General features: G+C 66.5%; 26 protein-coding genes and 1 tRNA gene. 10 read left to right on the forward strand and 17 right to left on the reverse strand.

Annotation, left to right across the window (positions count from 1 at the left end; all coding sequences use genetic code 11):
• The first annotated feature begins 9 nt into the window (after positions 1 to 9).
• The 3 genes from flgM to DVU99_RS18235 all read left to right on the forward strand — a co-directional run bounded on the left by flgM (position 10) and on the right by DVU99_RS18235 (position 2,091).
• Positions 10 to 330 (forward strand): flagellar biosynthesis anti-sigma factor FlgM, encoded by a 321-nt coding sequence (flgM, locus tag DVU99_RS18225; RefSeq protein ID WP_114241657.1) that lies wholly within the window; start codon positions 10 to 12, stop codon positions 328 to 330.
• A complete protein-coding gene (locus DVU99_RS18230) occupies positions 327 to 773 on the forward strand; it encodes a flagella synthesis protein FlgN (RefSeq protein WP_114241658.1) in 447 nt (148 codons plus the stop codon). The genes flgM and DVU99_RS18230 overlap by 4 nt, the downstream gene beginning before the upstream one ends.
• A 64-nt stretch (positions 774 to 837) precedes the next feature.
• Positions 838 to 2,091 carry an EAL and HDOD domain-containing protein gene (locus DVU99_RS18235; protein WP_114241659.1) on the forward strand — a complete coding sequence of 418 codons (1,254 nt, stop codon included), beginning with the start codon at positions 838 to 840 and terminating at the stop codon, positions 2,089 to 2,091.
• Positions 2,092 to 2,113: 22 nt separating this feature from the next.
• Here DVU99_RS18235 and DVU99_RS18240 read toward each other — a convergent pair whose 3' ends face one another.
• The 7 genes from DVU99_RS18240 to rsmD form a co-directional block, all read right to left on the reverse strand.
• Complete coding sequence (locus DVU99_RS18240) at positions 2,114 to 3,130, reverse strand: TMEM43 family protein (RefSeq protein ID WP_114241660.1); 1,017 nt, start codon at positions 3,128 to 3,130, stop codon at positions 2,114 to 2,116.
• Between the two features lie 37 nt (positions 3,131 to 3,167).
• Complete coding sequence (locus DVU99_RS18245; RefSeq protein WP_114241661.1) at positions 3,168 to 4,010, reverse strand: MBL fold metallo-hydrolase; 843 nt, start codon at positions 4,008 to 4,010, stop codon at positions 3,168 to 3,170.
• A gap of 2 nt (positions 4,011 to 4,012) precedes the next feature.
• A complete protein-coding gene (gene ggt, locus DVU99_RS18250; protein WP_114241662.1) occupies positions 4,013 to 5,740 on the reverse strand; it encodes a gamma-glutamyltransferase in 1,728 nt (575 codons plus the stop codon).
• A complete protein-coding gene (locus DVU99_RS18255) occupies positions 5,737 to 5,997 on the reverse strand; it encodes a YfhL family 4Fe-4S dicluster ferredoxin (RefSeq protein ID WP_114241663.1) in 261 nt (86 codons plus the stop codon). Before DVU99_RS18255 ends, ggt begins: the two co-directional genes overlap by 4 nt.
• A gap of 325 nt (positions 5,998 to 6,322) precedes the next feature.
• Positions 6,323 to 6,823 carry a hypothetical protein gene (locus DVU99_RS18260; RefSeq protein WP_114241664.1) on the reverse strand — a complete coding sequence of 167 codons (501 nt, stop codon included), beginning with the start codon at positions 6,821 to 6,823 and terminating at the stop codon, positions 6,323 to 6,325.
• A 259-nt stretch (positions 6,824 to 7,082) separates the two neighbouring features.
• Positions 7,083 to 7,634 carry a pantetheine-phosphate adenylyltransferase gene (coaD, locus tag DVU99_RS18265; RefSeq protein WP_114241708.1) on the reverse strand — a complete coding sequence of 184 codons (552 nt, stop codon included), beginning with the start codon at positions 7,632 to 7,634 and terminating at the stop codon, positions 7,083 to 7,085.
• A gap of 93 nt (positions 7,635 to 7,727) precedes the next feature.
• Positions 7,728 to 8,306 (reverse strand): 16S rRNA (guanine(966)-N(2))-methyltransferase RsmD, encoded by a 579-nt coding sequence (rsmD, locus tag DVU99_RS18270; protein WP_114241665.1) that lies wholly within the window; start codon positions 8,304 to 8,306, stop codon positions 7,728 to 7,730.
• A gap of 65 nt (positions 8,307 to 8,371) precedes the next feature.
• On the opposite strand from rsmD, the gene ftsY reads away from it, so the two are divergent.
• The 5 genes from ftsY to DVU99_RS18295 all read left to right on the forward strand — a co-directional run bounded on the left by ftsY (position 8,372) and on the right by DVU99_RS18295 (position 12,102).
• The gene (ftsY, locus tag DVU99_RS18275; RefSeq protein WP_114241666.1) at positions 8,372 to 9,520 is read left to right on the forward strand and encodes a signal recognition particle-docking protein FtsY; all 1,149 of its coding nucleotides are present in this window, start codon (positions 8,372 to 8,374) and stop codon (positions 9,518 to 9,520) included.
• A 13-nt stretch (positions 9,521 to 9,533) separates the two neighbouring features.
• Positions 9,534 to 10,631 carry an AsmA family protein gene (locus tag DVU99_RS18280; protein WP_232823653.1) on the forward strand — a complete coding sequence of 366 codons (1,098 nt, stop codon included), beginning with the start codon at positions 9,534 to 9,536 and terminating at the stop codon, positions 10,629 to 10,631.
• The gene (gene mutY, locus DVU99_RS18285; RefSeq protein ID WP_114241668.1) at positions 10,628 to 11,659 is read left to right on the forward strand and encodes an A/G-specific adenine glycosylase; all 1,032 of its coding nucleotides are present in this window, start codon (positions 10,628 to 10,630) and stop codon (positions 11,657 to 11,659) included. The genes DVU99_RS18280 and mutY overlap by 4 nt, the downstream gene beginning before the upstream one ends.
• 22 nt (positions 11,660 to 11,681) lie before the next feature.
• Positions 11,682 to 11,960, forward strand: a complete 279-nt coding sequence (locus DVU99_RS18290; protein WP_114241669.1) for an oxidative damage protection protein — start codon at positions 11,682 to 11,684, stop codon at positions 11,958 to 11,960.
• A 66-nt stretch (positions 11,961 to 12,026) separates the two neighbouring features.
• A tRNA-Phe gene (locus DVU99_RS18295) sits at positions 12,027 to 12,102 on the forward strand.
• Between the two features lie 113 nt (positions 12,103 to 12,215).
• Here the strand turns inward: DVU99_RS18295 and DVU99_RS19845 are convergent.
• Positions 12,216 to 12,389 carry a hypothetical protein gene (locus DVU99_RS19845; RefSeq protein WP_157971483.1) on the reverse strand — a complete coding sequence of 58 codons (174 nt, stop codon included), beginning with the start codon at positions 12,387 to 12,389 and terminating at the stop codon, positions 12,216 to 12,218.
• Between the two features lie 379 nt (positions 12,390 to 12,768).
• Between DVU99_RS19845 and DVU99_RS18300 the strand changes: the two genes are divergently transcribed.
• Positions 12,769 to 12,969: a hypothetical protein gene (locus DVU99_RS18300; protein WP_114241670.1), complete on the forward strand. Its 201-nt coding sequence runs from the start codon at positions 12,769 to 12,771 to the stop codon at positions 12,967 to 12,969.
• A gap of 20 nt (positions 12,970 to 12,989) precedes the next feature.
• On the opposite strand, the gene DVU99_RS18305 is transcribed toward DVU99_RS18300, so the two are convergent.
• The 3 genes from DVU99_RS18305 to DVU99_RS18315 form a co-directional block, all read right to left on the reverse strand.
• Complete coding sequence (locus DVU99_RS18305; RefSeq protein WP_157971484.1) at positions 12,990 to 13,445, reverse strand: host attachment protein; 456 nt, start codon at positions 13,443 to 13,445, stop codon at positions 12,990 to 12,992.
• Between the two features lie 218 nt (positions 13,446 to 13,663).
• Positions 13,664 to 14,524 (reverse strand): tyrosine-protein phosphatase, encoded by an 861-nt coding sequence (locus DVU99_RS18310; RefSeq protein WP_114241672.1) that lies wholly within the window; start codon positions 14,522 to 14,524, stop codon positions 13,664 to 13,666.
• 38 nt (positions 14,525 to 14,562) lie between these two features.
• A complete protein-coding gene (locus tag DVU99_RS18315; protein ID WP_198670383.1) occupies positions 14,563 to 16,968 on the reverse strand; it encodes a TonB-dependent receptor in 2,406 nt (801 codons plus the stop codon).
• A 338-nt stretch (positions 16,969 to 17,306) separates the two neighbouring features.
• Between DVU99_RS18315 and DVU99_RS18320 the strand changes: the two genes are divergently transcribed.
• Entirely contained in the window at positions 17,307 to 17,963 is a 657-nt protein-coding gene (locus DVU99_RS18320) for a TetR/AcrR family transcriptional regulator (protein ID WP_157971485.1), read from the forward strand.
• A gap of 119 nt (positions 17,964 to 18,082) precedes the next feature.
• Here DVU99_RS18320 and phnN read toward each other — a convergent pair whose 3' ends face one another.
• From phnN to rbbA, 6 genes are all read right to left on the reverse strand, one after another.
• Positions 18,083 to 18,628, reverse strand: a complete 546-nt coding sequence (gene phnN, locus DVU99_RS18325; RefSeq protein WP_114241675.1) for a phosphonate metabolism protein/1,5-bisphosphokinase (PRPP-forming) PhnN — start codon at positions 18,626 to 18,628, stop codon at positions 18,083 to 18,085.
• Entirely contained in the window at positions 18,625 to 19,293 is a 669-nt protein-coding gene (locus DVU99_RS18330) for a DUF1045 domain-containing protein (RefSeq protein WP_114241676.1), read from the reverse strand. Before DVU99_RS18330 ends, phnN begins: the two co-directional genes overlap by 4 nt.
• Before the next feature lie 325 nt (positions 19,294 to 19,618).
• Positions 19,619 to 21,811 carry a DUF3141 domain-containing protein gene (locus tag DVU99_RS18335; protein WP_114241677.1) on the reverse strand — a complete coding sequence of 731 codons (2,193 nt, stop codon included), beginning with the start codon at positions 21,809 to 21,811 and terminating at the stop codon, positions 19,619 to 19,621.
• Positions 21,812 to 21,866: 55 nt separating this feature from the next.
• Complete coding sequence (locus DVU99_RS18340; RefSeq protein ID WP_114241678.1) at positions 21,867 to 22,325, reverse strand: phasin family protein; 459 nt, start codon at positions 22,323 to 22,325, stop codon at positions 21,867 to 21,869.
• A 42-nt stretch (positions 22,326 to 22,367) separates the two neighbouring features.
• Positions 22,368 to 23,492, reverse strand: a complete 1,125-nt coding sequence (locus DVU99_RS18345; RefSeq protein ID WP_114241679.1) for an ABC transporter permease — start codon at positions 23,490 to 23,492, stop codon at positions 22,368 to 22,370.
• Position 23,493: 1 nt separating this feature from the next.
• Positions 23,494 to 26,241 carry a ribosome-associated ATPase/putative transporter RbbA gene (gene rbbA, locus DVU99_RS18350; protein WP_343126339.1) on the reverse strand — a complete coding sequence of 916 codons (2,748 nt, stop codon included), beginning with the start codon at positions 26,239 to 26,241 and terminating at the stop codon, positions 23,494 to 23,496.
• Position 26,242 lies beyond the last annotated feature (1 nt).

Below are 26,242 nucleotides of genomic sequence, written 5' to 3' on the forward strand. Positions count from 1 at the left end.
ACGGACCCCATGACGACCACCATTTCAAACAACGGCTTGCCCAAGCTTCCCCAGCCGCCCAGCGGCCAGGGCAGCAGCACCCAGGGCACCGCCGGGTCGACCACCAGCGATGCCACGGGCAGCGTCAGCGGCGCCAACGACCGCGTCCAGCTGACCGATTCGGCGCGCGCACTGCAGGAAGCATCCCGCACCGGCACCGGAGCGACCGTGGACACCCAGAAGGTGGAACAGGTGCGCCAGGCCCTGGCCAACGGCACCTACCAGATCAACCCCAGCCGCATCGCCGACCGCATGATGTCGCTGGACAGCCAGCTGAACGGTAAGTCATGAATCACGCGCTGCAAGCCGAACTGGACCATGCCTTGACGGCCGCGGTCGAAGAGATGCGGCTTGCGGTGGATCAACTGGCGGACGCGCTGCAGGACGAGCGCACCGCTCTGGAAACCGCCGACGTCGACGGGCTCAACCGCGCAGGGGCCAGCAAGCACGCCCTGATGGTGCGCCTGGAGCAACTCGACAGTGAACGCGTCCAGCTGAGCCGCAGCGCCCCCGAGGCGACCCGCGCGCTGGCGCCGGTATGGCAGCAGGTCCTGCAATCGCTACGCGCCTGCCAGCAGCTCAACCAGCGCAACGGCACCCTGGTCGGGATCCGTCTGCAGCAGGTGCGCAAGGCGCTGGCAGTGCTCACCGGCAACGAGCTCGAGGCAAGCGTGTACGGCCGCGCGGGTGACCTGCGCACGAGCCTGCGCTCGCAGAGCCTGGCCGAGGCCTGAAACCGACCCGCCTCACGCGGACCACCGCTGTCCCCTCCCCCTACTGCCACCACGTCGAACGACCATGAGCGAAGCCGCGGCCATTTCCTCCGCCCCCGAAGCGTCTGGCAACGAGCAGCCGCTGCCGGTGATCCGGCTTCCGATGCTGGACACCAAGCGCGAACTGTTCGCTTACGAAATCGTCTTCCAGAACGAGGAGGAGGACGAAGCCGCGCTGATGCGGCGTGCGCTGGCCACCATCACCGACGGCGCGCTTGCACGCCTGGTACGCGGCAACCGCACCTTCCTGCGGCTCACCCGCGACCTGTTGATGGAAGAAACCGACGTGCTGCAGCACCAGCCGCGCTTTGGCGTGCTGCTCGAGCCCGACGCAGCCACCGATGCGGCGCTGATGGATCGCCTTGCGCGCATGGCGCAGCGCGGCTGCCCGCTGATGCTCGATGCGGGCGATACCGCACTCGAGTTCAACGCGGCGGTGGAGCCGCTGCTCAAGGTCGTGCAGTTCGTGCGGCTGGATGCTGGCAAGCTCGAACCCGCCACGCTGCGTTCACGCAGTGAATATCTGCACGCACGCGGCATCCACGTCGTGGCCGGCCATGTGGACGATCACGCCACCTATCACCGCTGCGAAGAACTGCCGCTGCAGGCCATCCAGGGCCAGTTCCTGCTCAAGCCTGAGCCGGTTGAAGTGCCGGTGCTCACCGCCAACCGCCTGAGCCTGCTGCGCCTGATGCGCGCCCTGCAGGAAGGCAACCCGGGCCCGGTCGAACTCGGCCAGATCGTGCGCGACGACGCCATCCTCAGCTACAAGCTGCTGGGCTGCGTGAACTCCGCCTACTTCGCCCTGCCTCGCCAGCTGAAGTCGGTGCAGCAGGCCGCGATCTTCTTCGGCGTCAGCCGCATGCGCAACTGGATCTACACCATGGCCCTCAGCGGCATGGGCGATCGTCCGCCGGAACTGCTGCGCGCCGCCCTGATCCGCGCCCACATGTGCGAGAAGCTGGCCCAGCACATGCCGCCGGAGCAGCGCGAGATGGCCTTTACCGCCGGCCTGTTCTCGCTGCTCGACACCCTGATGGAAGCGCCGATGGACTTCGTGTTGTGGCACTTGCCGCTGGCGCGCGAGATCAGCGGCGCGCTACTGGAAAACAAGGGGCCGTTCGCGCCGTTGCTGGAGCAGATCCGCGCCTGGGAGGCCGGCGACCTCCGTGGCGGCGAGGTGCAGCCGCAGGTGATCCGCCGCATGGCGGCCATCTACCTCGAAGCCACCCAGTGGGCCGACCACGTCTACGCCTACGCGGACCAGCGGCCGAACTGAGGCCACGCGCCGGACCGGGCGTTCAGTCCGCGCCGGCGCGAATCCGCCAGACCGCCAGACCCAGGCCCACCAAGGCCACCAGGAACCAGCAGCCGCCCGTGCCCATGTCGGTACCCAGCCACAGCACGCTGGCTACCGCCCCCACCAGCAGCGAGCCAGTCCCTGCTGCCAGTACCAGGTCGCGCCAGCTGTGCCTGCGCTCGGGCAACAGCAGCAGCGCGCCGAACATCGCCAGCAGCAGCGCGCCGATGCGGCGCGGCCACACGAACGCGGGCGGCGCGGGGACATCCGGCGCCACATCGACCAGGGAGCGGTCACCCACCTGGACGTCGAAGCCCTTGCCATCCGCCGCATGCACCGCGGGCACCAGTTGGTCACCGTCGATCTGGGCGAACACCGTGACCTCCTGCACCGGCACCGTTTCCCAGCTCACCCGCAGGTCGCCCAGACGCGGCTGCTCCGGATGCGCGCTGGTGGTGAAGTAGTTGTCGTGCAGGCTGAAGCTCGCCGCCAGATTGGGCGGCAACGACTTCGGGTCAGGCGCCAGCGAATCGTTGCCCGGCAGCGCATGCAGCAGCGTGGGCGACAGCGCATAGCCGCCCACGCGCACCTGGCCTGCATCGAACTGCTTGCCCTGGATCGGGAAGCGGTCCGGATTGGCATGGCCGGAGGGCTGCTGGAAGCGGCTCGAATCGATCGGGCGATCGACCCAGTCGAGCTCGTAATGCACATCGCCGCCCACCCGGATCTCGCGCCACTGGAACATCTCCACGCGACGGATCAGCACGGGCACCGAGGCATGCTGGCCAAACTCGGGATCGTAAGGCGACTCGACCACGTGCACTTCGCCGGAGACGCGCACCAGGTAACCGTGCTGTCCGGCCTGCGGCCCCCCGCTGTCGCCCAGGTCGAGGATCTGCCCGCCGTGGCGGAGTGAAGCATTGCGATGGTCGAGCATGCCCTGCTCGGTCATCGCCACCAGGCCCGCGCCGCCCAGCAACAACAGGGCACCCAGCGCCCGTCGCAACCACTGCTGCATATCGGTCTTCCTCCCCTGTCGACCGGCCATGTCAGGTCTAACCCCGCAGTTCGTGCTGCTCGTCGGCCGTACCGTAGCGGCCACGATCATCCTGCACCACGCGCGCCACCGCGCAATCATGGTCGTGCGTAAAGAACAGCCTCACGCCACGGGCGAACTTGTCCTCCAGGAACGCACGCTTCTCCTCGATCAGCTTCTCAGGGTAGCGGTCGTAGCCCATGGTGATCGGCAGGTGCACCCAGAAGCGCCCCGGGATCAAGTCGGAGCAGAACACCACCCCGCCCACTTCCGCCAGCATAAGGCCGGGGGTGTGGCCATCGGAAAAACTGAAGCGCACCGACTCGCCCAGCGCCCGCGAATGTTTGCCGTCGACCAGCTCCAGCCGACCGCTGGACTCCAGCAGCGACTGCAACTCCGGCACGAACGAGGCGCGGTCGCGCGGGTGGGGCTTCAATGCGCGGCGCCAGTGTTCGGCACCGACCAGGACGGTGGCGTTCGGGAACAGCAGCCGCGGCGGTTGTCCCTCCTCCCACGCGGCGAGCAGGCCGCCGGCGTGGTCGAAGTGCAGGTGCGAAAGCACCACCGCATCGATGTCCTCATGGCCGAGCCCGGCCGCGGCCAGCGAATCCAGCAATACGTGGCGATCTTCCACCACGCCGTAGCGTTCGCGCAGCGCGGGCTCGAAGAAGGCACCAATGCCGGTCTCGAACAACACGTTGCGGCCATCCAGGTCCTTCACCAGCAGGCAGCGGCAGGCGAGCGGAATGCGGTTCTCCGCGTCGGGCTGGATCCAGCGCGACCACAGCGCCCTCGGCGCGTTGCCGAACATGGCGCCCCCATCGAGCTGCTGTGAATTGCCGGCAAGCGACCACAGTTCCATGCTTACTGCACCTTGCCCAGGCCCGACTCCCGGCGCGGGTCGCTGGCCGCATCGAGCTTGTTGGAGCGGATGTCCCAGGTCACCACGTTCATGAAACCCCAGGGGCTGCGATCCTTCAGCGTATGGCCCATCCGGGTCAGCGCATCGGCCGTAGCCGGATCGAAGGCGCCCGGTTCCACATCCACGCGGTCCGGCATGTACTGATGGTGGAAGCGCTTCTGGGCCACGATGCCCTGCGCATCCTTGCCGTCGATGAAGGCGAGGATGCCCTCCAGCACCTGGGTGATGATGGTGGAGCCGCCCGGCGAGCCGATCACGCCGACGCGATCGGGGCCGAACACGATGCTCGGCGTCATCGACGACAGCATGCGCTTGCCCGGGGCCGGCGCGTTGGCGGCGCTGCCCAGCAGGCCGTAGACGTTGGGCTTGTTGGGCACCAGCGCGAAGTCGTCCATCTCGTCGTTGAGCAGCACGCCGGTGCCGGCGGCGACAAAGGTGGAGCCCATGGTGTAGTTCACGGTAAGCGTGATCGAGGCCATGTTGCCGTCCTTGTCGATCACCGAGAAATGCGTGGTGTGCATGCCCGGATCGACACCGATGCTGGCCGGCAGCATCGACGACGGCGTGGCCTTGTCCGGCAGGATGGTCATGCGCAGGCCGGCCGCATAGTACGGCGACAGCAGCATGTCCAGCGGCATCTTCACGAAGTCGGGATCGCCGAGGTAGTCGTTGTGGTCGCGGAACGCGCGACGCATCGCCTCGATGACCAGATGGGTGCGGTGCGCCTCGTCCAGCTTGGTAAGGTCGTAGCCAGACAGGATATTGAGGATTTCGGCCACGGCCACGCCACCCGACGAGGCCGGCGGCGCGGTCACCACGCGATAGCCGCGGTAATCCACCACGATCGGCGTGCGCTCCTTCACCTGGTAGCTTTCCAGGTCCTTGGCGGTCCAGTTGCCACCGGCCGCGCGCACCGCGTTGACCAGCTTGCCGGCGACCTCGCCCTTGTAGAAGCCGTCACGGCCGCGCTCGGCCAGCAGCTCCAGCGTGCGCGCCTGGTCGGGATCGCGCCACAGCTGGCCCTGCACCGGCGGCTTGTCGTCCGGCAGGTACTTGGCCACCGAAGCCGGCCAGCGACGGATGTCCTTCTCGCGCTCGGCGATGGCGTTGACCAGGCGGCCATCCGGCTCGAAGCCGTCACGGGCGATGCGGATCGCAGGAGCCAGCGAGTCCTTCAGCGGCAGCTTGCCGTAGTGCTCGGCCAGCCAGGCGATGCCGGCCGGCTCGCCGGGAATGCCGGCGGAAAGCGGCCCGTTGAGCGCATTGTCTCGGTTCGGCTCGCCATCCTTGTCCAGGTAGTCCTTGGGATTCACCGCGGCCGGCGCGGTTTCGCGCGCGTCGATGAACACCTCGCGCCCATCCGCACGATGCAGCACGGCCATGAAGCCGCCGCCGATGCCGGAGCTCTCGGGCTCGACCACCGACAAGGTAGAGGCCACCGCGATCGCCGCGTCAAACGCGTTGCCGCCCTTGGCCAGCACTTCGAGGCCGGCTTCGGTGGCATGGAAGTTCGCGCTGGCGATGCCGGCATGACCGGGGCGCTGCGCCAGCGCGTGCGCGGCCGATGGCGAACTGACGGGGGCGGATGGGCGAGTATCGGCGGCAAACGCGACGCTGGTGAAAAACACAAAACCCAGCAGCGCCACGCGCCAGTTCAACGAAAACGTCATGCGTCGTCCTTTGCAGCCATCAGGTGTTGGTACTTCAGTTCGAGCTGGTCATGCGTCTCGGTGCGCTCCGGGTCGATGATGATGCACTCGACCGGACAGACCTCCACGCATTGCGGCTGGTCGTAGTGCCCGATGCATTCGGTGCACAGCGACGGTTCGATCACGTAATACTCCTCGCCCAGCGAGATGGCCTTGTTTGGGCAAACCGGTTCGCAGACGTCGCAATTGACGCAGGTGTCGAGGATTTTCAGGGACATCCGCGCAGTTTACATCCTGGGCACCTCTGTTGCGTCGCAAGATCCCCTCACCCCAGCCATCCCGCACCTGCAGGAGCGCACCCTGTGCGCGAAAAAGCTGCGAAGCGGAACACCAAGGCGCGAGGGACAAGTAGCGAGGGCGCGAGCCCACGCGTCCCTCGTGGCCCGAAGGCAGGCCCCGGCTGGCCGGATTTCGCGTCCCACGACTAGCCCCTGCTTCGACCCGATCGCGCACAGGGTGTGCTCCTGCAGGGAAGCTCGGCCCAAAGAAAAGCCCGCGATGCTTGCGCACCGCGGGCCCGGATATCGCCGTGAACGCGAGGACTTACATGTTCACGTAGCGCACGGTGGCGCCGGTCGGCTGCAGCACGGCGCTGACGCGGTCCTTGTCGGCGGCATCGCCGATCACCAGCACGATCACGTCCTTGAACGCGCCCGGCTTGGCGTCCTTGAACGCCTCGGTCACGAAATCGGCGGTCTTGCCCGAGTCCGGACCGGCAAACACCAGCATGTTGCCCGGCAGCACGCCGCGGGCCACGGTGTCCTGCACCTGCTCGAGCTGGCGCTGGCGCAGCGCATTGGCGTCATCGCCCTCGCCGGCCGGCACCAGGTAGGGGAACGGACGGTCAGCCGTCATGCCCTGCATGTTCTTCTGGACGATCTGGCCCAGGTAGGCGTTCCACGCCTTGGAATCATTCGGATCGGTCGGCTTGGAAACGGCCTGGACCTGCTCGGTCGGCTGCTGGGCTTCTTCCTGCTGGCTGCAGGCGGTGATCGACAGCGTGCCGGTGAGCGCGATGGCGGCGAGGAGAGCGTACTTGTACATGAGGGTCACCTTGGATGGTGGAATCTTGGGGCAAAGGATCCGTTGGATGACTGGACCATGCCACCGTCGTGCGACGGCCCCGGGAACCTGAGTGCGAGCGGCGGCAGCGCAAGCGATACCGGCCTTTTCCGACCCCTGCTCCGCGGCAAGTGACTGTCCTGTCCGCAGGATGCTCGCGAGGATACACGACGCCAGCGCCGGCCGACACCTTCAGTGATGCTGCGCTGCGGCGCCCCCGCTCGTGCGGGGACGGGCGGCGTCATTCCTCGCCGGCGTCGTCCTGTGTGGACCTTGCGCTTTCGCTGGCCCGATACCAGCGCTGGCGCATCGCCTGCTGCACCGCCGGATGCACGAAGCCCGAGATATCGCCACCCAGACGGCCGATCTCGCGCACCAGGGTGGAGGAGATGAAGCTGTACTGCTCGGCCGGCGTGAGGAACAAGGTTTCCGCCTGCGGAATCAGGTGGCGATTCATGCTGGCCAGCTGGAATTCGTACTCGAAGTCGGATACCGCGCGCAGCCCGCGGATGATCACGCGGGCGCCCACGGACTCGACGAAATGCGCCAGCAAGCCATCGAAGCCACGCACCTCCACGTTCTTGAGGTCGGCCAACGCGAGCCGCGCCAGGGCGATGCGCTCATTGAGGCTGAACCCCGGCCCCTTGCCCTTGTTGGGGCTCTCGGCCACGGCCACGATGATCCGGTCGAACAGCGGCGCGGCGCGCGCCACCAGGTCCGCGTGACCGTTGGTGATGGGATCGAACGTGCCCGGGTAGACGGCGAGGCGGTTGTTGACCGGCGGCTTGTTCACGAGGCGAACCACTGGGGGGACAGGGGCGGCTAGCTTAGGCCCGTTCGGGGCCTCCGCCTAGTCCGCCGCGGCGCGGGAAAACATACGCCACCGTCAGGCTGGCTCCGCTGTCCGACGGTACAGTGCATAGCGCACTTCACCGGCCGTGCCTTCGCGGTGCAGCACCCAGGCCATGGGCAGAACGGGGGCTGCGGCGCGGGAAGATTCCACGTAGATCCACGCCCCCGGCGTCAGCCAGCCACCCTGCTCCAACCGCTGCGCCAGGGGGCTCCACAGGTCCAGTGCAAACGGCGGATCGAGGAACACCAGACCGAACGGGGTCGGCGCCCCCTGCAGATAGGCCAGCGCGTCAGTGCTCGCCACGTTTCCCCCGCCCACCTTCAAGCGCGCGAGATTGTCCCGCAGGGCCTGGGCGGCCCGGCTGTCGCGCTCCACGAACTGCACACTGGACGCACCGCGCGACAGCGCCTCGATGCCCAGTGCCCCGGTGCCCGCGCACAGGTCCAGGGCACGCGCCCCGCCGATGACCGGAGCCAGCCAATTGAACAGGGTCTCGCGCACGCGTTCGGGCGTCGGGCGCAGGCCCGGCAGCTCCGGCACCTCGAGACGGGAATTGCGCAACTGGCCGCCTATGATGCGGATGCGCCCTGAGCCCCCCTTCACAGGGGCCATGACTCAGCAGTCAGTACGGGTGGGGGGGCTAGCATGCCGCCCATTGTCTTTGAATCGCCGCCGCAATGCTCAAGTTCTGGAAGAAGAAACCCGTCGAGACGCCTCCGGGCCAGCCCGCCGCACCTGCGGCCGAGCCAGCCCCGTCCAGCGGGTTTGCCCACGACACGGATGCCGCCTCGCTGGACCACGCCAGTCCCGCGCTCGACGAGGCGCTGGCCGAAACCCCTCCGCCACCGGAAGCCCCGGTCGAGGACGAAGCTTTTGAGCGCACCGCCATCGCCGAGGCCGCACCGCCGGCCAAGCGCAGCTGGCGCGAACGCCTGTCGGGCAGCTCGTTTGCGCGCGGCCTGAGTTCACTGTTCACCCGTCATCCCAAGCTCGATGACGAGCTGCTGGACGAGCTGGAAACCACGCTGATCACCGCCGACGTGGGCATCGAGGCCAGCACCACCCTGGTCGAGGATCTGCGCAAGCGCATGCACAAGCGCGAATTCGTCGATGCCGGCGCCCTGCTGGCCGCCCTGCGCCAGTCGCTGGTGGCCATGCTGCGCCCGGTGGAGCAGCCGCTCGTGGTCGATGGACACAAGCCTTATGTGATCCTCACCGTAGGCATCAACGGCGTCGGCAAGACCACCACCATCGGCAAACTTGCCCGTCGCTACCGTGATGATGGCCACCAGGTGCTGCTGGCCGCGGGCGATACCTTTCGTGCAGCCGCGGTGGAGCAGCTCAAGACCTGGGGGACGCGCAACAACGTGCCGGTGATCTCGCAGGGCCAGGATGCCGACGCTGCCAGCGTGATCTTCGATGCGCTGCAGGCCGCCCGCTCGCGCGGCGCCGACGTGCTGATCGCCGACACCGCGGGACGCCTGCACACCCAGGGTGGATTGATGGACGAGCTGGGCAAGATCGCCCGTGTGCTCAAGAAGATCGACGCCGAATCCCCGCACGAGGTACTGATGGTGATCGACGGCACCACCGGCCAGAACGCGGTGAGCCAGGTACGCCAGTTCCGCCAGATCGTGGGCGTGACCGGCCTGGTGGTGACCAAGCTGGACGGCACCGCCAAGGGCGGCGTGGTGTTCGCGCTGGCCCGCGAGTTCGGCCTGCCGATCCGCTACGTGGGCCTGGGCGAAACCGCCACCGACCTGCGCGTGTTCGATGCCGAGGCCTATGTCGACGGCCTCCTCCCCGCCAGTCTGGGACAGGGCTGAGGAGCGCCGCCCGGTGCCGCGCTGGCTCCGACTCAGCCTGATCATCGCCAGCAGCAGCATGCTGGTGCTGGTGGCCGCCGCGCTGATTGCCGTGCACGTACTGCTGCAGCCCGAGCGCATCACCGCCATGCTGCAGACCCAGGCCCGCAACGCCGGCCTCGAGCTGAGCCTGGCCAGCCCCGCCACGCCAGCGCTGTTCCCGCGTCCCGCGCTGGAGCTCGAAGGCATCACGCTCAGCGCGCAGAACGCCAACATGCCGATCCTGCTGGCAGCCCGCGGCACGCTGGCGCTGCCGTGGCGCACGCTGTTTCGCGGCGAAACGGTGATCTCGCAGATGCAGATCGATTCGCCGCGCGTGGATCTGGACGCACTGCAGTCCTGGCTGGATGACCTGCCGACCGGACCGGCCTCGCCGCCCAGCGCGATCCCGCGCATCGACGCGGGCATCCACGTCACCCGCGGCAGCCTGGTGCGCGGCAACCAGATGCTGCTGGGCGACGTCTCGCTGGATGCGGGACGGCTCGCCTCCGACCATGCCTTTGTGCTCAACATCGCGGCCAAGGATCCGCAGGGCACGCCGATGCAGTTGCGGCTATCGCTCACGCCGCGCATCCGCGCCGGCGCGCTGCAACTGGACAATATCGCCCTGCATCTCGCGCACAGCACCACGCTCACGCTGGAGCTCACCGGCAACGCACGCTGGCGCGGTGCGGCCGATGCGACGGCCAGCCTTTCGGGCAAGCTCGACCACGCCGCCACCGGTGAATACGTCACCTCGATAGCACTGATCCCCGCCGACGAGAACGATCCGCTCATGTTTGCGCTCAAGCTCGACGGCCCCGACAACCACGCCGACCTGCAGCTACCGCCGCTGGCGCTGGCGAACTGGTGGTCGCAACTGGATCACGATGACGGTCCCAAGCTGGCCGTGCCACCGGGCAACGGCCATGCGGAAATCGCCAGCATCGACACCGGCGACATCAAGGTCGAGGGCCTGACCATCCAGGCTGGCACGGCAGTACCGGCACCGGCCAGCACGGCGCCTGCGCCCGCGGCAACGCCGGCTAGGACGGTGCCTGCCAAACCGGCAGCGACACGCAAGACGCCATGAAGCCTTTCGCCCCTGCATTGCTGGCCTGGTTCGACGAACACGGCCGCAAGGACCTGCCCTGGCAACATCCACGCGACGCCTATCGCGTGTGGCTGTCGGAGGTGATGCTGCAGCAGACGCAGGTCGCCACGGTGATCCCGTATTTCCAGCGCTTCGTCGCTGCGCTGCCGACGCTGCGCGACCTGGCAGACGCGGACGAAGACACCGTGCTCGCGCTGTGGTCGGGCCTGGGCTACTACCGCCGCGCCCGCTTCCTGCAGCGCGCCGCGCAGATCTGCGTGTCCGAGCATGGCGGCGAATTGCCACGCGAATTCGATGCACTGGCAGCACTACCCGGCATCGGCCGCTCAACCGCCGGCGCCATCCTCGCGCAGGCGCATGGCCTGCGCTTCGCCATCCTCGACGGCAACGTCAAGCGGGTGCTCACCCGCTATCTCGGCATCCATGGCCATCCCGGCCAGAGTGCGATCGAGAAACAGCTGTGGCAGCACGCCGAGGCGTTCACGCCCACCACGCGCACTGCCGACTACACGCAGGCCATCATGGACCTGGGCGCCACGCTGTGCGTGCGCTCGCGTCCGCAATGTGGCACCTGCCCGCTCGCCACAGGTTGCGTGGCCAGGCGCGACGGACTCACCGCACAGCTACCCAGCCCCAAGCCCAGCAAGGCCGTGCCGACGCGCGATACGGTGATGCTGATCCTGCGCGACGCGCGCGGTCGCGTGCTGCTGGAACGGCGCGGCCCGCAAGGCGTGTGGTCCGGCCTGTGGAGCCTGCCCGAGGCCAGCGACCACGACGGCGCATGGCGCGCGGCGCAGGCCTTTGCAAAGATCGACGACGCGCAAGCCCTGCCCGCTTTCGTTCACGTGTTCAGCCACTATCGCCTCAAGGTGGAGCCGCTGCTGTTCGACGAGGCGACAGCGCACCGGCGTATCGCCGATAATGCGAGCCTGCGCTGGTGCGATGCCGGCGAGCGTGCCGCCCTCGGCCTGCCTGCGCCCGTGCGCAGCCTGCTGCAGGATCTTTGAGCCCCTACATGAGCCGTATCGCATGAGTCGTATCGTCCACTGCGCCAAGCTCGGCCTCGACGCCGAAGGCCTCGACTTCGCCCCTTGGCCCGGCCCACTCGGCCAGCGCATCTACGCCGAGATTTCCAAGCAGGCCTGGCAGCAATGGCTGGCCCACCAGACCATGCTGCTCAACGAGTACCGCCTCAACCCGTTGGACCCGAAGTCGCGCCAGTTCCTGAGCGGGGAAATGGAGAAATTCCTGTTCGGCGGCGACGTCAAACAGCCCGAAGGCTACGTCGCCCCCGACCCGGAGTCTTGACGCCGCGTCCCACTTCCGATTTAATGCACGGCTCCACGCGGCATCTTCGATGCGCGTAGCCATTCTGGCCGGGTAGCTCAGTTGGTAGAGCAGGGGATTGAAAATCCCCGTGTCGGCGGTTCGATTCCGTCCCCGGCCACCATGCATCAAAAGGGCTTTGCAGCGATGCAAAGCCCTTTTTCTTTCCTGCCTGTCCATGCGGTGCCCTGTATCCGAGCGTCGGACTACCCTCGCATCGGCCTTGCCGCTGATCAGTCACGCAACGCTGCCGTCGTTGGGGTCCACCAGCACCGCGACATCGTTGCCGGGCGCCGTCCTGGCATTGTTGCTCCACCGGCCCGCATCGAACTTCACGTGGCCAACCTTGGCGTTGGCGACCGAAGTCTTGATCGCATCTTCGGTCAGCGCACCCGATGGTGATACGAACATCCATCTCGCGACGGTGGCCTGCGTGGCACTCGTCGTCGATCGCCCGGTATTCGACATGCCCTGCGCGAAGGCAAGGCCGGCAGTCGACAGTCCGATCAGCAGGGAAACAGACGCATCGTCATGGCAAGCCTCCTGTAGTGGCAATGTCCACGGTGAGGTTGCGCAGCGACGGCTCAGCCTAACGTGAGCTTTTCGGATGTGGTCAGCGTGCACCCAGGCTTCTGCAACTTGCGCTCAGCGAGCGCTTACGCTGATGCACCGGGAAACGCATGCAGCGCCCCCGGGGCGCATCGTAACCATGCCTTGCATTCACTCGGCATGTCCGCTCGAATCGTGCGACGCCCCATCCCCGGCACGCACACTTCTTCAGGGAACGCTTATGGACGACCAGAACGCCATCGACGATGCCTACCAAAGTTCCATCGTGGACATTTACAACACACTGATGACCGAGATCCAACTGGCCAAGGGCGATGCGCAGCTTGAAGTGGAAGCCCAGGCTCGATTCTCAACGGGTTTGTCCTTCGCCCGCCGCGTGCATGCAATGGCATCAGGCCTGATCGCCAAGCCGCCGGTTTAATCGTTCGGCACCACGCCGGATCAGGCCAACGCCGAATACAGCCGTTCTGGCAGGTAACCGCGCACCGACGCGGCGTCGAGGTGCACGAGGTTCTTGTCCACCTCCAGCATCACGCGTTCGCGGGTGGGTACATCCAGCCGTTCGCGCATGGCGCCGAGGAACGCCGGCGCCGCAATCAGCACCAACGCGTCGAAGCGCCCGGCCGCCCTCGCCTTCTGCAGGAAGCGGCCAAGTTCCAGTGCGAAGTTCGCTGTCTCGTGGGCGACCACCGAGGTGTCCTGGTCTTCGGCGTAGCCGCCCTGGCCGAACCGTTCGCACCCATGGCCCGCGCGATCCGACACCAGGTCGTGTTCCTGCAGGCGCCCCTCGGGGTGGATGAAGGCATCCAGCTCCTGCAGTGGCCCGGTCGGCTGGTCGGCCTTGAACAGACGCGCAACGGCGCGGTTGGCCACCACGATCCATACGGTCTTTTTCATCATGCGCTCCCAGGAGGTTTCACCAGGAATGCCGGACGGCGGATGGCTTTGCCTTGGGTAGATGCGCAAAGCGCAGTCAACAGGTTCGTTCGAAGCAGAGATTCCGCGAGCACGCGTCAAGCCAGCGTGAGTACTTGCGCGCAGCGTTCATTGCCCGACAAAAAAGGCGCCTGCCACGCTGGACAGGCGCCTCGGGGAAAGCGTCGAACGGGCCTGGCTTACTTCGCCACCGCCACCTGCGGCTGGCCCAGGCGGGTCACCAGCACCTGCACGTCGCTGTCGCTCACGCCGATCTTGCGCAGGTAGGCCTGGGCGCCGCCGTACTGCTTCTGGAGCGCGTCGAGGAACTGCGCCATGGCTTCCGGCGGCGTGCCCATCAGCGGCGCCAGCGCCGGGTTCTGCTTGAGCATGGCCGCCGTCTGCGGCGCGGACATCATCGGCTTCAGGTAATACGCGGAGATGGCGTAGTTGTGCACGATGTCATCGCGCTTCACGCCGGCCAGCGAGAGCAGCAGCGCCGAGATCATGCCGGTGCGGTCCTTGCCGGCGCTGCAGTGGTACAGCACGGCGCCATCCTTCTGCGCGGCCATCGCCTCGAACACCTGCTTGAACTGGGCCTGGTCCTCGTCCAGCGCCTTGGCGTACAGCACGCCCAGCGAGCCCGGCATGTGCGACATGTCCAGTGGCTTGTCGCCCATCAGCGAGATGCGCACGTACTTGAAGCGCGGATCGTTGGCCAGCGCGTCGGGGGCCTTGGTGGCCTCGTCGGTGGTGCGCAGGTCGATGTCCAGCGCCACGCCGCGCTTGGCTAGCGTGGCCTTGTCGGCATCGGTGAGGCGGGAAAGGTCGGCTGTGCGGATGAAGCGATCCGACGGCACGGCGCCATGGGTGCCCTTCAGGCCGCCCAGGTCACGGGCGTTGAGCGCACCCTGCAGGCCGACCAGGCGGCTGGCGTCGTCCGCGTTGGGCGCCACTTCGCCGGCTGCGGCGACGGCGGCCGGAGCGGCGGCGGGCTGGGCCTGCTGGGCGAGCGCCAGCGCAGGCATCAGGGCGAGCAGGAACAGGGAAGTCTTTTTCATGGTGTGGTCATCCTGGGAACGGGCGAAGGCCCGTCCGGTCAGCGGAGGTTGAACGACAGGGTCAGCATTTCGAAACGCGGCTGGCCAACCAGGTAGGTGGGCGACGATGCCGCTACGCCGTGATAGGCGACAGCGTTGGTAGTGGTGCTGTAGACGTAGCCGAGATAGTGCTTGTCGAACAGATTGTTCACCGACAGGCGCAGCTGCGGCTGGCCGAGCATGCCCCAGTCGCTGAAGGTGTAGCCGGCGTTGAAGTCGAAGGTGGTGTAGCCACCCACCTTCTCGGTGTTCAGCAGGTCACCATAGCGCGCGCCGTTGTACTTGCCGCTCAGGCGAATGAAGGTGTGGTCGAGGTCGTATTCCAGCGAGGTCGACAGCATGTTCTGCGGAATGCCGGCCATGCGCTTGCCTTCGGTCGGCAGTACCACTTCACCCGAACTGGTGTTGGAGACGAAATCGTCCTGCTGCGTGGCATGCAGATAGCTGTAGGACGAATAAAGGGTCCAGTGCGGGTCGAAATGCCAGCTCGCTTCCGACAGCACGCCGTACTGGCGTACCGCACCGGCATTGAAGTAGCTCAGCTGCAGGAACTGGTCGTAGTGCTGGGTCTGGTAGTTCTTGTAGTTCACGTCCAGCAGCGTGCTGCTGAACATGAAGTCGCCGTTGTTGTAGCGCCAGCCCAGCTGGTTGGTCCAGGTGGTCTCGGGCTTCACGCGCTGCAGCGTGTCGATGTTCTCGGCGGTATAGCTCCAGTACGCTTTGGCAATCGGCGGGCGATAGCCGGTGGACGAATGGAAGAAGAAGTTGTTGTTGTCGTTGGGCGTGTAGGAGAGGCCGATATCGCCCTGCACCGTGCTGTAGTCCTCGTGGATCAGCACGCTCTCGTTGGTGACCACGGGATTGGGTGCGCGGTACACGCCCGGCGTACGGATGTAGTCGTCGATCGCCAGGTGGTTGTACGAGATGCCGGCGCTGGCCTTCCACTGGTCGTTGAAGGTGTAGTTGTCAGCGAGGTACGCCTTGCCCGAGGCCGACTTGACGTAATAGTTGTCATAGTCGATCGGCGTGCCGTCCGGCAGGCGGTAGCGGGCGCTCTCGGCCCAGCGATCCACCGGCAGGCCGTTGTCGCCGATGGCACTGAGCGTGTACGGCTCACTCTTGCGGTACGCCTCGTACCAGATGCCGGCGGTGACGGAGTTGTTGTCGCCGCTGTAGTTGATCTTGGTGTTGATGCCCGGGCGCCAGATGTTGGAGTACACGTACAGGTAGGCCGGCACGGTATCCAGCGTGTCGCCGTCGTGGTTGAGGTCGACGGTCTGGCCCACGTTCATGCCGTACGGGCTCTTGGTGCTCTCGGACAGGTAGATGGCGCCGCCGCTGCCGCCCTGCTTGGCCATGTAGAAGTAGGGAATCACCGAGAGGTTGAGCTTGTCGGCCAGCTGGAACTCGCCGTCCGCCGACACGTAGGTGACGTCGCTCTTGTTGTTCTGCAGACCGTAGTAGCTATTGGCGATGGCCAGCTGACTGACCGCGTTGTCGGCCTTGCCCGGCGTGGTGGTGAACTGCGGGGCGACGTCGCTGTAGCCGTAGTCCCAGCCGTACTTGTCGTACTGGGCCTTGGTCGGCTCGAGGTAGTTGTTGCCCACCGTGCGCAGGTACATCGCGGTCATGCTGATGCTGTTCTGGCCGCCCAGGTCAAGCACCGACTTGGCCTGTACGCGCGAGCTGCCCAGCTCGCCCGGCCCCTGCCAGATGTCCGAGGTGGTGCGCGAGAACGAGATCCAGGTGCGCAGCGGGCCGGTCTGTCCGGTATCCAGGCGCACGAAGCCCTTGCGCACGTCGTAGTTGCCCACGCTGCCCTCCACGTACAGGCCAGGCGTTGCCGAAGGCTGGCGCGTGATCAGGCTGACGTGACCGCCTTCGGCGCTGATCGAGGGCGCATCGATGTCGGACAGGCCGGCGGCGACGTTGAGGTCGTCCACGTTCTGGGTGTCGCCCAGGAAGGTCGGGTAGATGTTGTAGTCAGCCGCTTCGTTCATCGGCACGCCATCGAGCGTGTACGACAGGCGGCTGCCGTCGAAGCCGTTGACCATGAAACCGGTGGAGGCGGTGAGGCCCGCAGGGTCGGAACTGGACACGAACACGCCGGGGATCGAGGCCATCGCCTGCACCGGGTCGGTCACGGCGGACATCTTGCGCAGCGCCTGCGCGGTGAGGTCGGACTCGGCCTTGTCGGCGTTCTCCGGCGACATCAGGCCGCCGGAATTCGTCGCGGCGTTGACGTTCACCACTTCGAGCGAGGTCATCGACTGGCCGGAGCGCACGCCCTGGTTCTTCGGATTGGTGGCCGATGCATCGGCGGCCGGCGCCACGGTGGAACCGGACGTGCCGCTGGCGGTGGTGGGGCCCTGCGAATTCGCATCCTGCGCGTGGAGCCCTTCCATGTCGGCAACGCTGGCAAGAATGCACAGAGCCAGCAGCGACCGTTTCAGAGCGGTCTTGTTGTAGACCATTGCAAAGCCTCGATGAGTGTTGATTGACGCCCCGCGACCTGGCAGGCAAGGCCGCCGTGTTCCCACACGCGACGGGGGCGCTGTGAACTTTTCCCCTCCGGACTCGCGCCCGGGGCCCCTCACCGATGAATGGTGGTTCAGTGGGTGGCGGCGGGATTCTGTTGGCCTCAAATGACAAGTGAATGACTATTCATTCACTTTTTTTTGAAACATGGGACCTGCCACAATGCGCGCCGCACAGACACGCTCCAGGGACGCAGGGGTTACGCATGACGACAACGACGAATCGCAAGGGCAGCAGGGCCAATGCCGAGGAACACGGGGCCGCGCAGCGGCTGCGCATCCTCAACGCGGCGCGCCAGCGTTTCATCGAGCAAGGCTTCCACGCCGCGACGATGGAGAGCATCGCGCAGCTCGCGGGCGTAAGTACTGGCCTGAGCTATCGCTATTTCCAGAACAAGCGAGCCCTCGTCCTTGCGCTGATCGAACAGAACCTCGAGGAGGACCAGCGCGGCCTGGCCACGCTGCCCGCCTCCACCGGCATGAAGACCTTCGTCGACGAACTCGCCGCGCTGTACGAGTCGGGCGGCGGCGATTCGTGGAACGCAGTGCTGTTCTCCGAGATCACGGCCGCGGGTGCGCGTGATGAGGAGATCCAGAAGAAGCTGGTGGAAGCCGAGGCACTCGCCAACGACGATTTCGTGCAGTGGCTGAAGCTGCGCGACAAGGAAAAATCGATCAAGCGCAGCGCCGAGGATGCCAGGGTCCGCGCCCTGCTCATGCGCTGCCTGTTCTCCGGCCTGGTGGTGCGCAGCACCCGCGAGCCCGACCTGGATCTTGGCCTGCTCAAGGCCATGCTGCGCAGGGTGCTACCCCTGGTACTGGGTGATGGCATGGACAACGAACCGCCGCGGAAGAAAACTTGACGCGACAATAATTGTTTCGGAATGTTTCTTCCGGGTGACAAGCATGCGTCAGCACTGACACATCCGGCAGCGCCCTGCGCCGATCCAGGGCATGGGGGCCGGCGCGCCGGCCACCTGCCTCAACCGTGGCTGCGGATCGCCTTGAGCAAGGCCATGCCGGCTTCGGGGAGGCTGCCTTCGTTGACGATGGTCAGGGTCTTTTCCGGCACCACGTAGCTGTCGTGGCGCGCCAGGCGCTGGTCGATCTGCTCGGCCGTCTCCCTGCCCCGCGCCTGCATGCGATGCACGATGGATTCGCGGCTCGCCGTGATCAGCACCGGCACCATGTCGTTGAAGCGCGCCTGCGCGTGCGGAAGTGCACCACGCGAACCATTCACCAGCACGTCCACGCCCTGGCGTACCCAGTGCTCGATCTCCTTGCCCAGCCCGCAACGCAGGCCGTGGGCCTGCCAGGTCAGCGCGAAAAGGCCGCGGCGCTCGCGCAGGTCGAATTCCACCGGGGTCAGCGTAACGTGATCACCACTGATCGGCTGCGGCGAGCGCGTCACGTACCGATGCGCGTACACCACGTCATACGAGGGCCCATTCACCCGGGCCCATTCGATGACGCTGTCCTTGCCCGCACCCCATGGGCCCATCACGTAATAAAGCCGGCCCTGCCTCATGCAGCCGAGGCCTTGCGCAGCGCGATGCGCTCCAGTGGTTCGAAGACCGCGCCGGGCGACTTCTCCACGCACAGCGTCAGCGCATCGACGCGGGCCGCTGGCAACATGGCCGCACGTACCGAAAGCCAGCGCTGCAGGGCGCGCTCCTCTTCGATGCTGGCCGGCGCGGACAGCGTCATGTGGAACCGATAGCGTTCAAACACGTAGGGATACCCGTAACGTCCGAGGTAATGGATTTCAATCGCGTCGAGCCCGGTGGCGCGGCGCTGGAAGTCGTGTTCGGCCAACGGCAGGCGCAACGGTTCGACCGCCTCCACGCAGGCCGCGGCCAGTGCATTGATCGCCCGGGAGTCGCCCGCCGGACGCAACGCGGGAAAACCAGCCAGGCGGCCGGAGCGCAAGGAGAGATGGATCGGCGCGTGCGCCTGCGCCACCTTCTCCAGCGCGCGGCGCAAGTCGTCGAGGTCGTGGTCTGGCGATAGCGTGAACGGCGAACGCAAGGTGGCATGCCAGCCGTAGCGGCGCACGTCCGCCAGCAAGGCGTTCCAACGCGTGGCACCAATACCCGGTATGCCATGCGGCGTGATCGCGGGATTCAGCCAGTCGCGGCCCAACGAAGCGAGCGCGCTCGCGGGCGCGGGACAGAAATAGACGGCATAACGCATCAATGGCCCGCCTTCGTCCCCGCCTGCACGTCCAGGCGATCGCAGGCCATGCCTCCATGGATCCGCACCTGGTTCATCCCGCCCGTTCCCCGCATCACCCTCGCCACTCCCCGCATCCACCACTCACTGTCCGGTCGCGCCGTGGGCCCGACCTGCCTAGATAACTAGACGTATGTGACAAGACTAGGAAAGCGCGTGGCCAATTCCCCTGATGCTGCTGGCCAGCACGCACGATACGCCGGCGCACGTGGCGCCGGCAGCACCCGCCAGTTCAGCATGAGCGGCCAGGGCATAACGCGAAGCAGTGTGCAGATCGGGGGCGCGCCTAGCCGGACGACCCGGCCGCCTGCTCGAACAGATCGAGCATGCGCCGCAGGCTCGCCTTCTCCTCGTCGGTGGGTGCACCGCCCAGCGTGATCACCTGCTCGAGCGCTGCCGCGGTCTGACGAATTTTTTCTGGTTCGGCGCGCGCCAGCAACGTGGGAATGGCCTGGATGCAGGCGTCGGGGTCGTGGCGCAGCAAGCGGGCCTGGCCGCGCAGCAGCTGGCGGAAGGCCGCCATGTCGACGGTCCGCGCGTCGTGCTCGTGCCGCAGCCGCAACGCATAACGGAACTGCCGCTCGTCACCTTCGCCCCGCGCACGCAGCACGAACAGCAGCGCACGGATGGCCGCCTCGGCAAGGCCGCCTTCGCTCACCTGCGCATGCAGGTGCTCCATCTCGTGCGCGAGAAACGCCAGGTGCTCGGGCGAATCACCGGGATGGGGCCGTGGCGAGGCGTGTTCGTCGGTGCCCTGCCCCGCCAGCGCTTGCAGCCAGGGTGAGCCATACAGGCTGTGGAACAGCAGCCCATAGATCTCGTCGCGATGATCGCGAAAGCTATCCAGGGCCTGCACGATCGCCTGCGACATCATCGCCTGCGCCTGCAGCAGCGGATTGTCCGGAGTCGCCGGACGGCGATGCTCGCGTACCTGCCCGGCCAGGGTCGCCAGCATCGGCGCGAGCGGATGTTCGTCGGACCACCACTCGTAGCCGATGCGCAGTGGCTGCAGCGCCTGCATCCAGCGGGCGGACTCGGGGGTGGAGAACGCGCGCACCCACGGCTGCATGAAGTGCCGATAGACCGAGAGATTGATGTCCGAAAGCGTGCGCGCCGCATCGAAGTGGCGATCACTCTCCATATCGGGCTGCACGATGTCGCGCACGTCGTCGATGCTCCGGCGATGGATCGACATCAGGAACTCGCTGTTGGTGAGCTCCCCGTGCGGCAGCGCCGGATCCTTGTCCTCCACCACGGCCTGGTACAGGCCCGCAGGCAGCAGGTCGATCAGGTCGATGTTGTTGGTGAACTCGCGGTGTTCCTTGCGCCCGACGCTGCCCGACACGAAGATCCCAAGGTGCCCGATGGAATCGTGCGTGGCATACACGATGGTCTGGTCGTAGCCGATGATGTCCTGGTCGTCGCGATACAGGTCGGTGATCCAGCCCAGCGCCTGCGGGGGCGGCGTGATGTTGTCGCCGTAGGAGCAGAACACCACGATGGGTGAACGGATATTGCGCAGGTCGATGCGCACGCCGTCGGACGTCACCAGCTCGGCGGTGGACAGCCGGTTGCCGATGAACAGGTTGTCGACGATGTACTGCATTTCCACGTCGTTGAGGAACACGTGGCCGCCCCAGTACTTCTCGAAGCCGAGATAGCGCGGCGCTTCGGTATCAACCTTGGCGTAGAGGTTGTACTGCTTCTTCCACAGCGTGTTGGCCGGGTCGAGGTTCTCGAAGTTCTGCACCAGCCACGCGCCATCGAAGCGGCCCGCGCCCACGTCGCTGGTGGCCGCAGTGGCCCAGCTGCCGCCCAGCAGGCCGCCGGCATAACGCATTGGCGTTTCGCCCGCCCAATAGGACAGCGGCGCCCCCGCCACGATGATCGGTCCGAACAGCTCCGGCCAGACCGCCGCGGTCATCAGGATCTGCCAGCCCGCCTGGCAATTGCCGATCACCGCCGGCTTGCCCATGCTTTGCGGATGCAGCTCGATCACGCGGCGCAGGAAGGCCGCCTCGGCACGCATCACGTCTTCCACCGTCTGCCCCGGCACCGGGTCGGGCAGGAAGCCGACGAAATAGCACGGGTGCCCGGCCTGCAAGGCCGCGCCGATCTCGCTGTCGGGCTTGAAGCCGCCGATGCCCGGACCATGGCCGGCGCGCGGATCCACCACCACGAACGGCCGCTTGGCCGGGTCGGGCACGGTGCCTTCCGGCGGCAGGATGCGCACCAGGCCGTAGTTCACCGGCCGCGGCAGGTCCGCGCCGTACATGACCAGTTCGCAGGGGAAATCCAGCACGTTGGGCGCCTTCTCGCGAAGGTGCGCCTGGTATTGGTTGCCGCGCTCCCGCATCACGTCGGCATACAGCACGCTGCGCTGCCAGGCGTCGATGGTGTAGTCGATCAGGCTGGTCAGCCAGGGCGTGTTGCCCAGGTCGAACAGGTGGTCCACGGATGCCACTTGCGGATGATTCATGCCCTGCCTCGCAGCGTGCTGGCACCGAGCCCTCCCGGGGCACGGCGCCACACGATCATTTGTCGCGCGCCGGTCCCTTGCCTTCGGCCCAGGGCCACAGCCGGCCCCACTGGGCCATCAGGTCATTCCACTGGGTGGTCACGGCACTGCTGTCACCTACGCTGCCCAGCGCGCGGGCGGTGTCCTTCTGCCAGGATTCGACGGCTTCCTGCAGGCCCTGCGCGAAATGCTGCTGCACGTTGGCGGCGATCTGGTTGGTGATGTTGGCGTCGCCCATGCGCTGCTGCAGCTGGCGCCAGAACGTCTCCGCCGGAATGGTGGACAGACCCGCCCAGTCTTGCGCCTTGAGCAACTGCTCCACCCTCGCCTGCTGGTCGGCAATGCCGTCATCGACCGCGCGCGTGGACAGTTCCAGCCACTTCTTCCAGTTCTCCATCACCAGCTTGTTCACCCGCAGCTGGAATTCGGTGTTGGCCTTGTACAGGGCCAACGGCAGTTCGCCGGGATTGCTCATCGTCGTGTCCTCGGTGGGTAGTGCGTCCGTGCGACAGGGATCTCAAGCCATCTGGCCAATGGCCTTGCGGAAACGTCTCAGCGACAGCCAGAACAACACACTGCCAATGACCAGCAGCGCCAGGAACTGTTTCCACACCACCGACAATCCGGCGCCTCGGTACAGAATGGACTGCCCCAGCTCAACAAAATGTGTGGTGGGCGCGGCCTGCATGAGGTCGCGCACCAGGGTCGGCATGCTTTCACGCGGCGTGGTGCCGCCGGAAAGCAGCTGCAGGGGAATCAGGATGAGGATCAGCAGCATGGCGAACTGCGGCATGCTGCGCGCGACCGTCGCCATGAAGATCCCCATCGAGGTGGTCGCGAACAGGCACAGCGCCGCCCCGGCCAGGAACAGCGGAACCGAGCCCTCCACCGGCACATGCAGCAGGCCGCGCACCACGAAGTTCAACGACACCCCGGCGGCCACGAGCACCACCAGCCCCATCGACCAAACCTTGGCGAGCATGATCTCGGTAGGTGTCACCGGCATGACGAGCAGATGTTCGATCGTGCCGTGCTCGCGCTCGCGGATCAGGGCCGCCCCGGTCAGGATGATCGACAGCATCGTGACGTTGTTGATGATCTGCATGAGACCGCCGAACCACATCTTCTCCAGGGACGGGTTGAAGCGGGCCCGCAGCGCCAGGTCCACCGGCAGGCTGCTGCCGCCGCGATAACGCATCACGAACTCGTTCACCTCGCCCATCACGATCTGCTGGATATAGCCGCTGCCAGTGAAGGCCTGGCTCATGCGGGTGGCATCCACGTTCAGCTGGATGGCGGTCGGACGGCCGGCCAGCACGTCGCGCTGCATGTTCGGCGGAATGTTCAGCACGAAGGTATAGCGTCCCGAGTCCATGCCGGCATCCATCTCGCCCAGGGTAATCAGCTGCGGGTGGGTGAACTGCGGTGGATAGAACGCGGTGATGATGCGCTGGGCCAGCGGCGAGCCGTCCTCGTCCACGATGGCGATCGGGGCGTTGTGCAAGGTTTCGGGCATGGCCGAGGCCGAGGTGTAGACCGACACCGTGAAGGTGTAGACGATCAGGATCAGCATCATCGGGTCGCGCGCCAGGCTCCACAGCTCCTTGATGCCCAGTCGGTAAATGTTGGTGAGCCAGCGCATGTCAGCGGTCCTGTTTGCGGAGCAGCGCGATCGCCGTGCCCATGATCACCGGCACCGCCACCAGCAGCGGCCAGAACGAATCGCGCAGGTCGTGCAGGCCCAGCGCCTTGCTGAACACGCCGCGGCTGATGGTGAACATGTAGGTGGCCGGATAGATCTGCCCGATGAAGCGACCACTGCCCTCCAGCGAGGACACCGGGTCGGTGAGCCCGGAGAACTGCACCGCGGGGATCATGGTGCCGATCATGGCGAAGAACAGCGCCGCGATCTGGCTGCGCGTCACCGACGAGGCCAGCAGGCCCATGCCGGTCGACACCACGCAGAACACGAACGAGGCCAGCATCAGCGCGAGGTAATTGCCGGTGATGGGCACGCCGAACACGGTCACCGCCAGCAGGGTCATCAGGAAGAAATTGACCATGGCCAGCAGCACATAGGGCATCTGCTTGCCCACCAGGAACTCGCTGCGCGTGACCGGCGTGACGTAGAGGTTCACGATGGAACCCATTTCCTTCTCGCGCACCACCGCCAGCGCCGTCAGCATGGCCGGAAGCATCAGCAGCAGCAGCGGGATCACCGCGGGCACCATGGCCGGCAGGCTCTTCACGTCCGGGTTGTAGCGGAAGCGCGTCTCCACATCGACTGCGCTGGTGGTGGACATGCCCAGCCGCTCGCGCGCCTGCACCGCCAGCCACTGCTGGTGCATCGCCGTCACGTAACCACGCACGGTTTCGGCACGGGTGGGCATGGCACCGTCGATCCACGCACCGATGTCCACCCGGCTGCCTCGCGATACGTCACGCGCAAAACCCGGAGGTATCTCGATCGCCAGCGACAGCTCGCCGGTGCGCATGCGCCGGTCCATGTCGTCGTAGTCCACGATGGGCGGTTGCTCGACGAAGTAGCGCGAGCCCGAGAGATTGAGCAGGTAGTTCTGGCTCAGGCCCGTGTGGTCGCGATCGAGCACGGCGTAACGCAGGTTCTCCACGTCCATGTTGATGCCGAAACCGATCACGAACAGCAGGATCACCGAGCCCCCCAATGCCAGCGTGGCGCGCACCGGATCACGCCGCAGCTCCAGCGCCTCGCGCCACATGTAGCTGAGCATGCGCTGCACGCTGAAGTGGCGCGGCTGCTGCGCATGCTGGGCGGCATGCGTCACCGGCGCGGCGTCGGTGGTGGTGGGGCTGCCGCCACCGGCCTCCACCAGGTAGCCGATGAAGGCCTCCTCCAGCGTGGCGGCGTGGCGCTTGGCGATCAGTGCCGCCGGGGTGTCGCTGTCCAGCACCTTGCCCGCATGCATCATCGACATGCGATCGCAGCGCTCTGCCTCGTTCATGAAGTGGGTGGAGATGAAGATGGTGACGCGGTCGCGTCGCGACAGCTCGATCAGCAACCGCCAGAAATTGTCGCGCGCCACCGGGTCCACGCCCGAGGTCGGTTCGTCCAGGATCAGCAGCTCCGGCTTGTGCACCATCGCCACCGCCAGCGAGAGGCGCTGGCGCATGCCCAGCGGGATGCTGTCGGGCAGACTGTCGATGGCCTCGCGCAGGTCGAAGCGCTCGACCATTTCCTCCACCCGTGCCGGCACCTCGGCTTCGGGCACGTGGAACAGCCGCGCATGCAACACCAGGTTCTGCCGAACGGTGAGCTCGCCATACAGCGAGAAGGCCTGCGACATGTAGCCCACGCGGCGGCGTGTATCCATGTCGTTGGGATCCACCGGCTTGCCGAACAACCAGGCCTGGCCGTCACTGGCCGGCAACAGACCGGTCAGCATTTTCATGGTGGTGGTCTTGCCGCAACCGTTGGAGCCTAGGAACCCGAAGATCTCGCCGCGGCGGATGCGGAAGTTGACGTGATCGACCGCCACAAAATCACCGAAGCGCATGGTGAGATCCTTGGCCTCGATCGCGATGTCGTTGTCGTCCACCTCCAGCGGCGGGATCACTACCGGCGCATAGCCCTTCTTCTTTTCCTCAGGCAGCAGTGCGATGAAGGCCGATTCCAGCGACGGGCTGCCGGTGCGTTCGAGCAGTTCCTGCGGGGTACCGGTGGCCAGGGTCCGGCCGTCGTCCATCGCCACCAGCCAGTCGAAGCGCTGCGCTTCGTCCATATAGGCGGTGGCCACCAGTACGCTCATGCCGGGCTGGGTGCGCCGGATGCGCGCGATCAGGTCCCAGAACTGCGCACGCGCCAGCGGGTCGACGCCAGTGGTGGGCTCGTCGAGGATCAGCAGGTCCGGATCGTGGATCAGTGCGCAGCACAGGCCGAGCTTCTGCTTCATGCCGCCGGACAGCTTGCCGGCCGGACGCCCGAGGAAGTCGTACATCCCAGTGCTGCGGGTAAGGTCGTCGATGCGTCGCCTTCGCTCGGCCGCGTCATGACCGAACAGGCGCGCGAAGAACTGCAGGTTCTCTTCCACCGATAGCGTCGGATACAGGTTCTTGCCCAGGCCCTGCGGCATGTAGGCAATGCGCGGGCACACCAGGTCGCGATGGCGCTTGCTCGCCATGTCGCCACCCAGCACCTCCACGCGTCCCTCCTGCACGGCGCGCGCACCGGCGATCAGCGACAGCAGGCTGGACTTGCCCACGCCATCGGGCCCGATCAGGCCCACCATGCGCCCGGCCGGGATGGCCAGGTCCACGCCCTTCAGCGCCACGGTCTTGCCGTAGTGCAGGCGCACCCCTTGCAGGGTCACCACCACGTCGGGTGACATGGGCGGCGGCGCAGGCGTCGCTGCCATC

It is taken from the genome of Dyella sp. C9 (assembly GCF_003332825.1).
Lineage (GTDB): Bacteria > Pseudomonadota > Gammaproteobacteria > Xanthomonadales > Rhodanobacteraceae > Dyella.

Excerpts from the sequence above, each read along its gene's own strand:
- flgM (WP_114241657.1), top strand. The coding sequence starts at position 10 with ATGACGACCACCATTTCAAACAACGGCTTGCCCAAGCTTCCCCAGCCG.
- DVU99_RS18230 (WP_114241658.1), top strand. The coding sequence starts at position 327 with ATGAATCACGCGCTGCAAGCCGAACTGGACCATGCCTTGACGGCCGCG.
- DVU99_RS18235 (WP_114241659.1), top strand. The coding sequence starts at position 838 with ATGAGCGAAGCCGCGGCCATTTCCTCCGCCCCCGAAGCGTCTGGCAAC.
- DVU99_RS18240 (WP_114241660.1), bottom strand. The coding sequence starts at position 3,130 with ATGCAGCAGTGGTTGCGACGGGCGCTGGGTGCCCTGTTGTTGCTGGGC.
- DVU99_RS18245 (WP_114241661.1), bottom strand. The coding sequence starts at position 4,010 with ATGGAACTGTGGTCGCTTGCCGGCAATTCACAGCAGCTCGATGGGGGC.
- ggt (WP_114241662.1), bottom strand. The coding sequence starts at position 5,740 with ATGACGTTTTCGTTGAACTGGCGCGTGGCGCTGCTGGGTTTTGTGTTT.
- DVU99_RS18255 (WP_114241663.1), bottom strand. The coding sequence starts at position 5,997 with ATGTCCCTGAAAATCCTCGACACCTGCGTCAATTGCGACGTCTGCGAA.
- DVU99_RS18260 (WP_114241664.1), bottom strand. The coding sequence starts at position 6,823 with ATGTACAAGTACGCTCTCCTCGCCGCCATCGCGCTCACCGGCACGCTG.
- rsmD (WP_114241665.1), bottom strand. The coding sequence starts at position 8,306 with ATGGCCCCTGTGAAGGGGGGCTCAGGGCGCATCCGCATCATAGGCGGC.
- ftsY (WP_114241666.1), top strand. The coding sequence starts at position 8,372 with ATGCTCAAGTTCTGGAAGAAGAAACCCGTCGAGACGCCTCCGGGCCAG.
- mutY (WP_114241668.1), top strand. The coding sequence starts at position 10,628 with ATGAAGCCTTTCGCCCCTGCATTGCTGGCCTGGTTCGACGAACACGGC.
- DVU99_RS18290 (WP_114241669.1), top strand. The coding sequence starts at position 11,682 with ATGAGTCGTATCGTCCACTGCGCCAAGCTCGGCCTCGACGCCGAAGGC.
- DVU99_RS19845 (WP_157971483.1), bottom strand. The coding sequence starts at position 12,389 with ATGTTCGTATCACCATCGGGTGCGCTGACCGAAGATGCGATCAAGACT.
- DVU99_RS18300 (WP_114241670.1), top strand. The coding sequence starts at position 12,769 with ATGGACGACCAGAACGCCATCGACGATGCCTACCAAAGTTCCATCGTG.
- DVU99_RS18305 (WP_157971484.1), bottom strand. The coding sequence starts at position 13,445 with ATGAAAAAGACCGTATGGATCGTGGTGGCCAACCGCGCCGTTGCGCGT.
- DVU99_RS18310 (WP_114241672.1), bottom strand. The coding sequence starts at position 14,524 with ATGAAAAAGACTTCCCTGTTCCTGCTCGCCCTGATGCCTGCGCTGGCG.
- DVU99_RS18315 (WP_198670383.1), bottom strand. The coding sequence starts at position 16,968 with ATGGAAGGGCTCCACGCGCAGGATGCGAATTCGCAGGGCCCCACCACC.
- DVU99_RS18320 (WP_157971485.1), top strand. The coding sequence starts at position 17,307 with ATGACGACAACGACGAATCGCAAGGGCAGCAGGGCCAATGCCGAGGAA.
- phnN (WP_114241675.1), bottom strand. The coding sequence starts at position 18,628 with ATGAGGCAGGGCCGGCTTTATTACGTGATGGGCCCATGGGGTGCGGGC.
- DVU99_RS18330 (WP_114241676.1), bottom strand. The coding sequence starts at position 19,293 with ATGCGTTATGCCGTCTATTTCTGTCCCGCGCCCGCGAGCGCGCTCGCT.
- DVU99_RS18335 (WP_114241677.1), bottom strand. The coding sequence starts at position 21,811 with ATGAATCATCCGCAAGTGGCATCCGTGGACCACCTGTTCGACCTGGGC.
- DVU99_RS18340 (WP_114241678.1), bottom strand. The coding sequence starts at position 22,325 with ATGAGCAATCCCGGCGAACTGCCGTTGGCCCTGTACAAGGCCAACACC.
- DVU99_RS18345 (WP_114241679.1), bottom strand. The coding sequence starts at position 23,492 with ATGCGCTGGCTCACCAACATTTACCGACTGGGCATCAAGGAGCTGTGG.
- rbbA (WP_343126339.1), bottom strand. The coding sequence starts at position 26,241 with ATGGCAGCGACGCCTGCGCCGCCGCCCATGTCACCCGACGTGGTGGTG.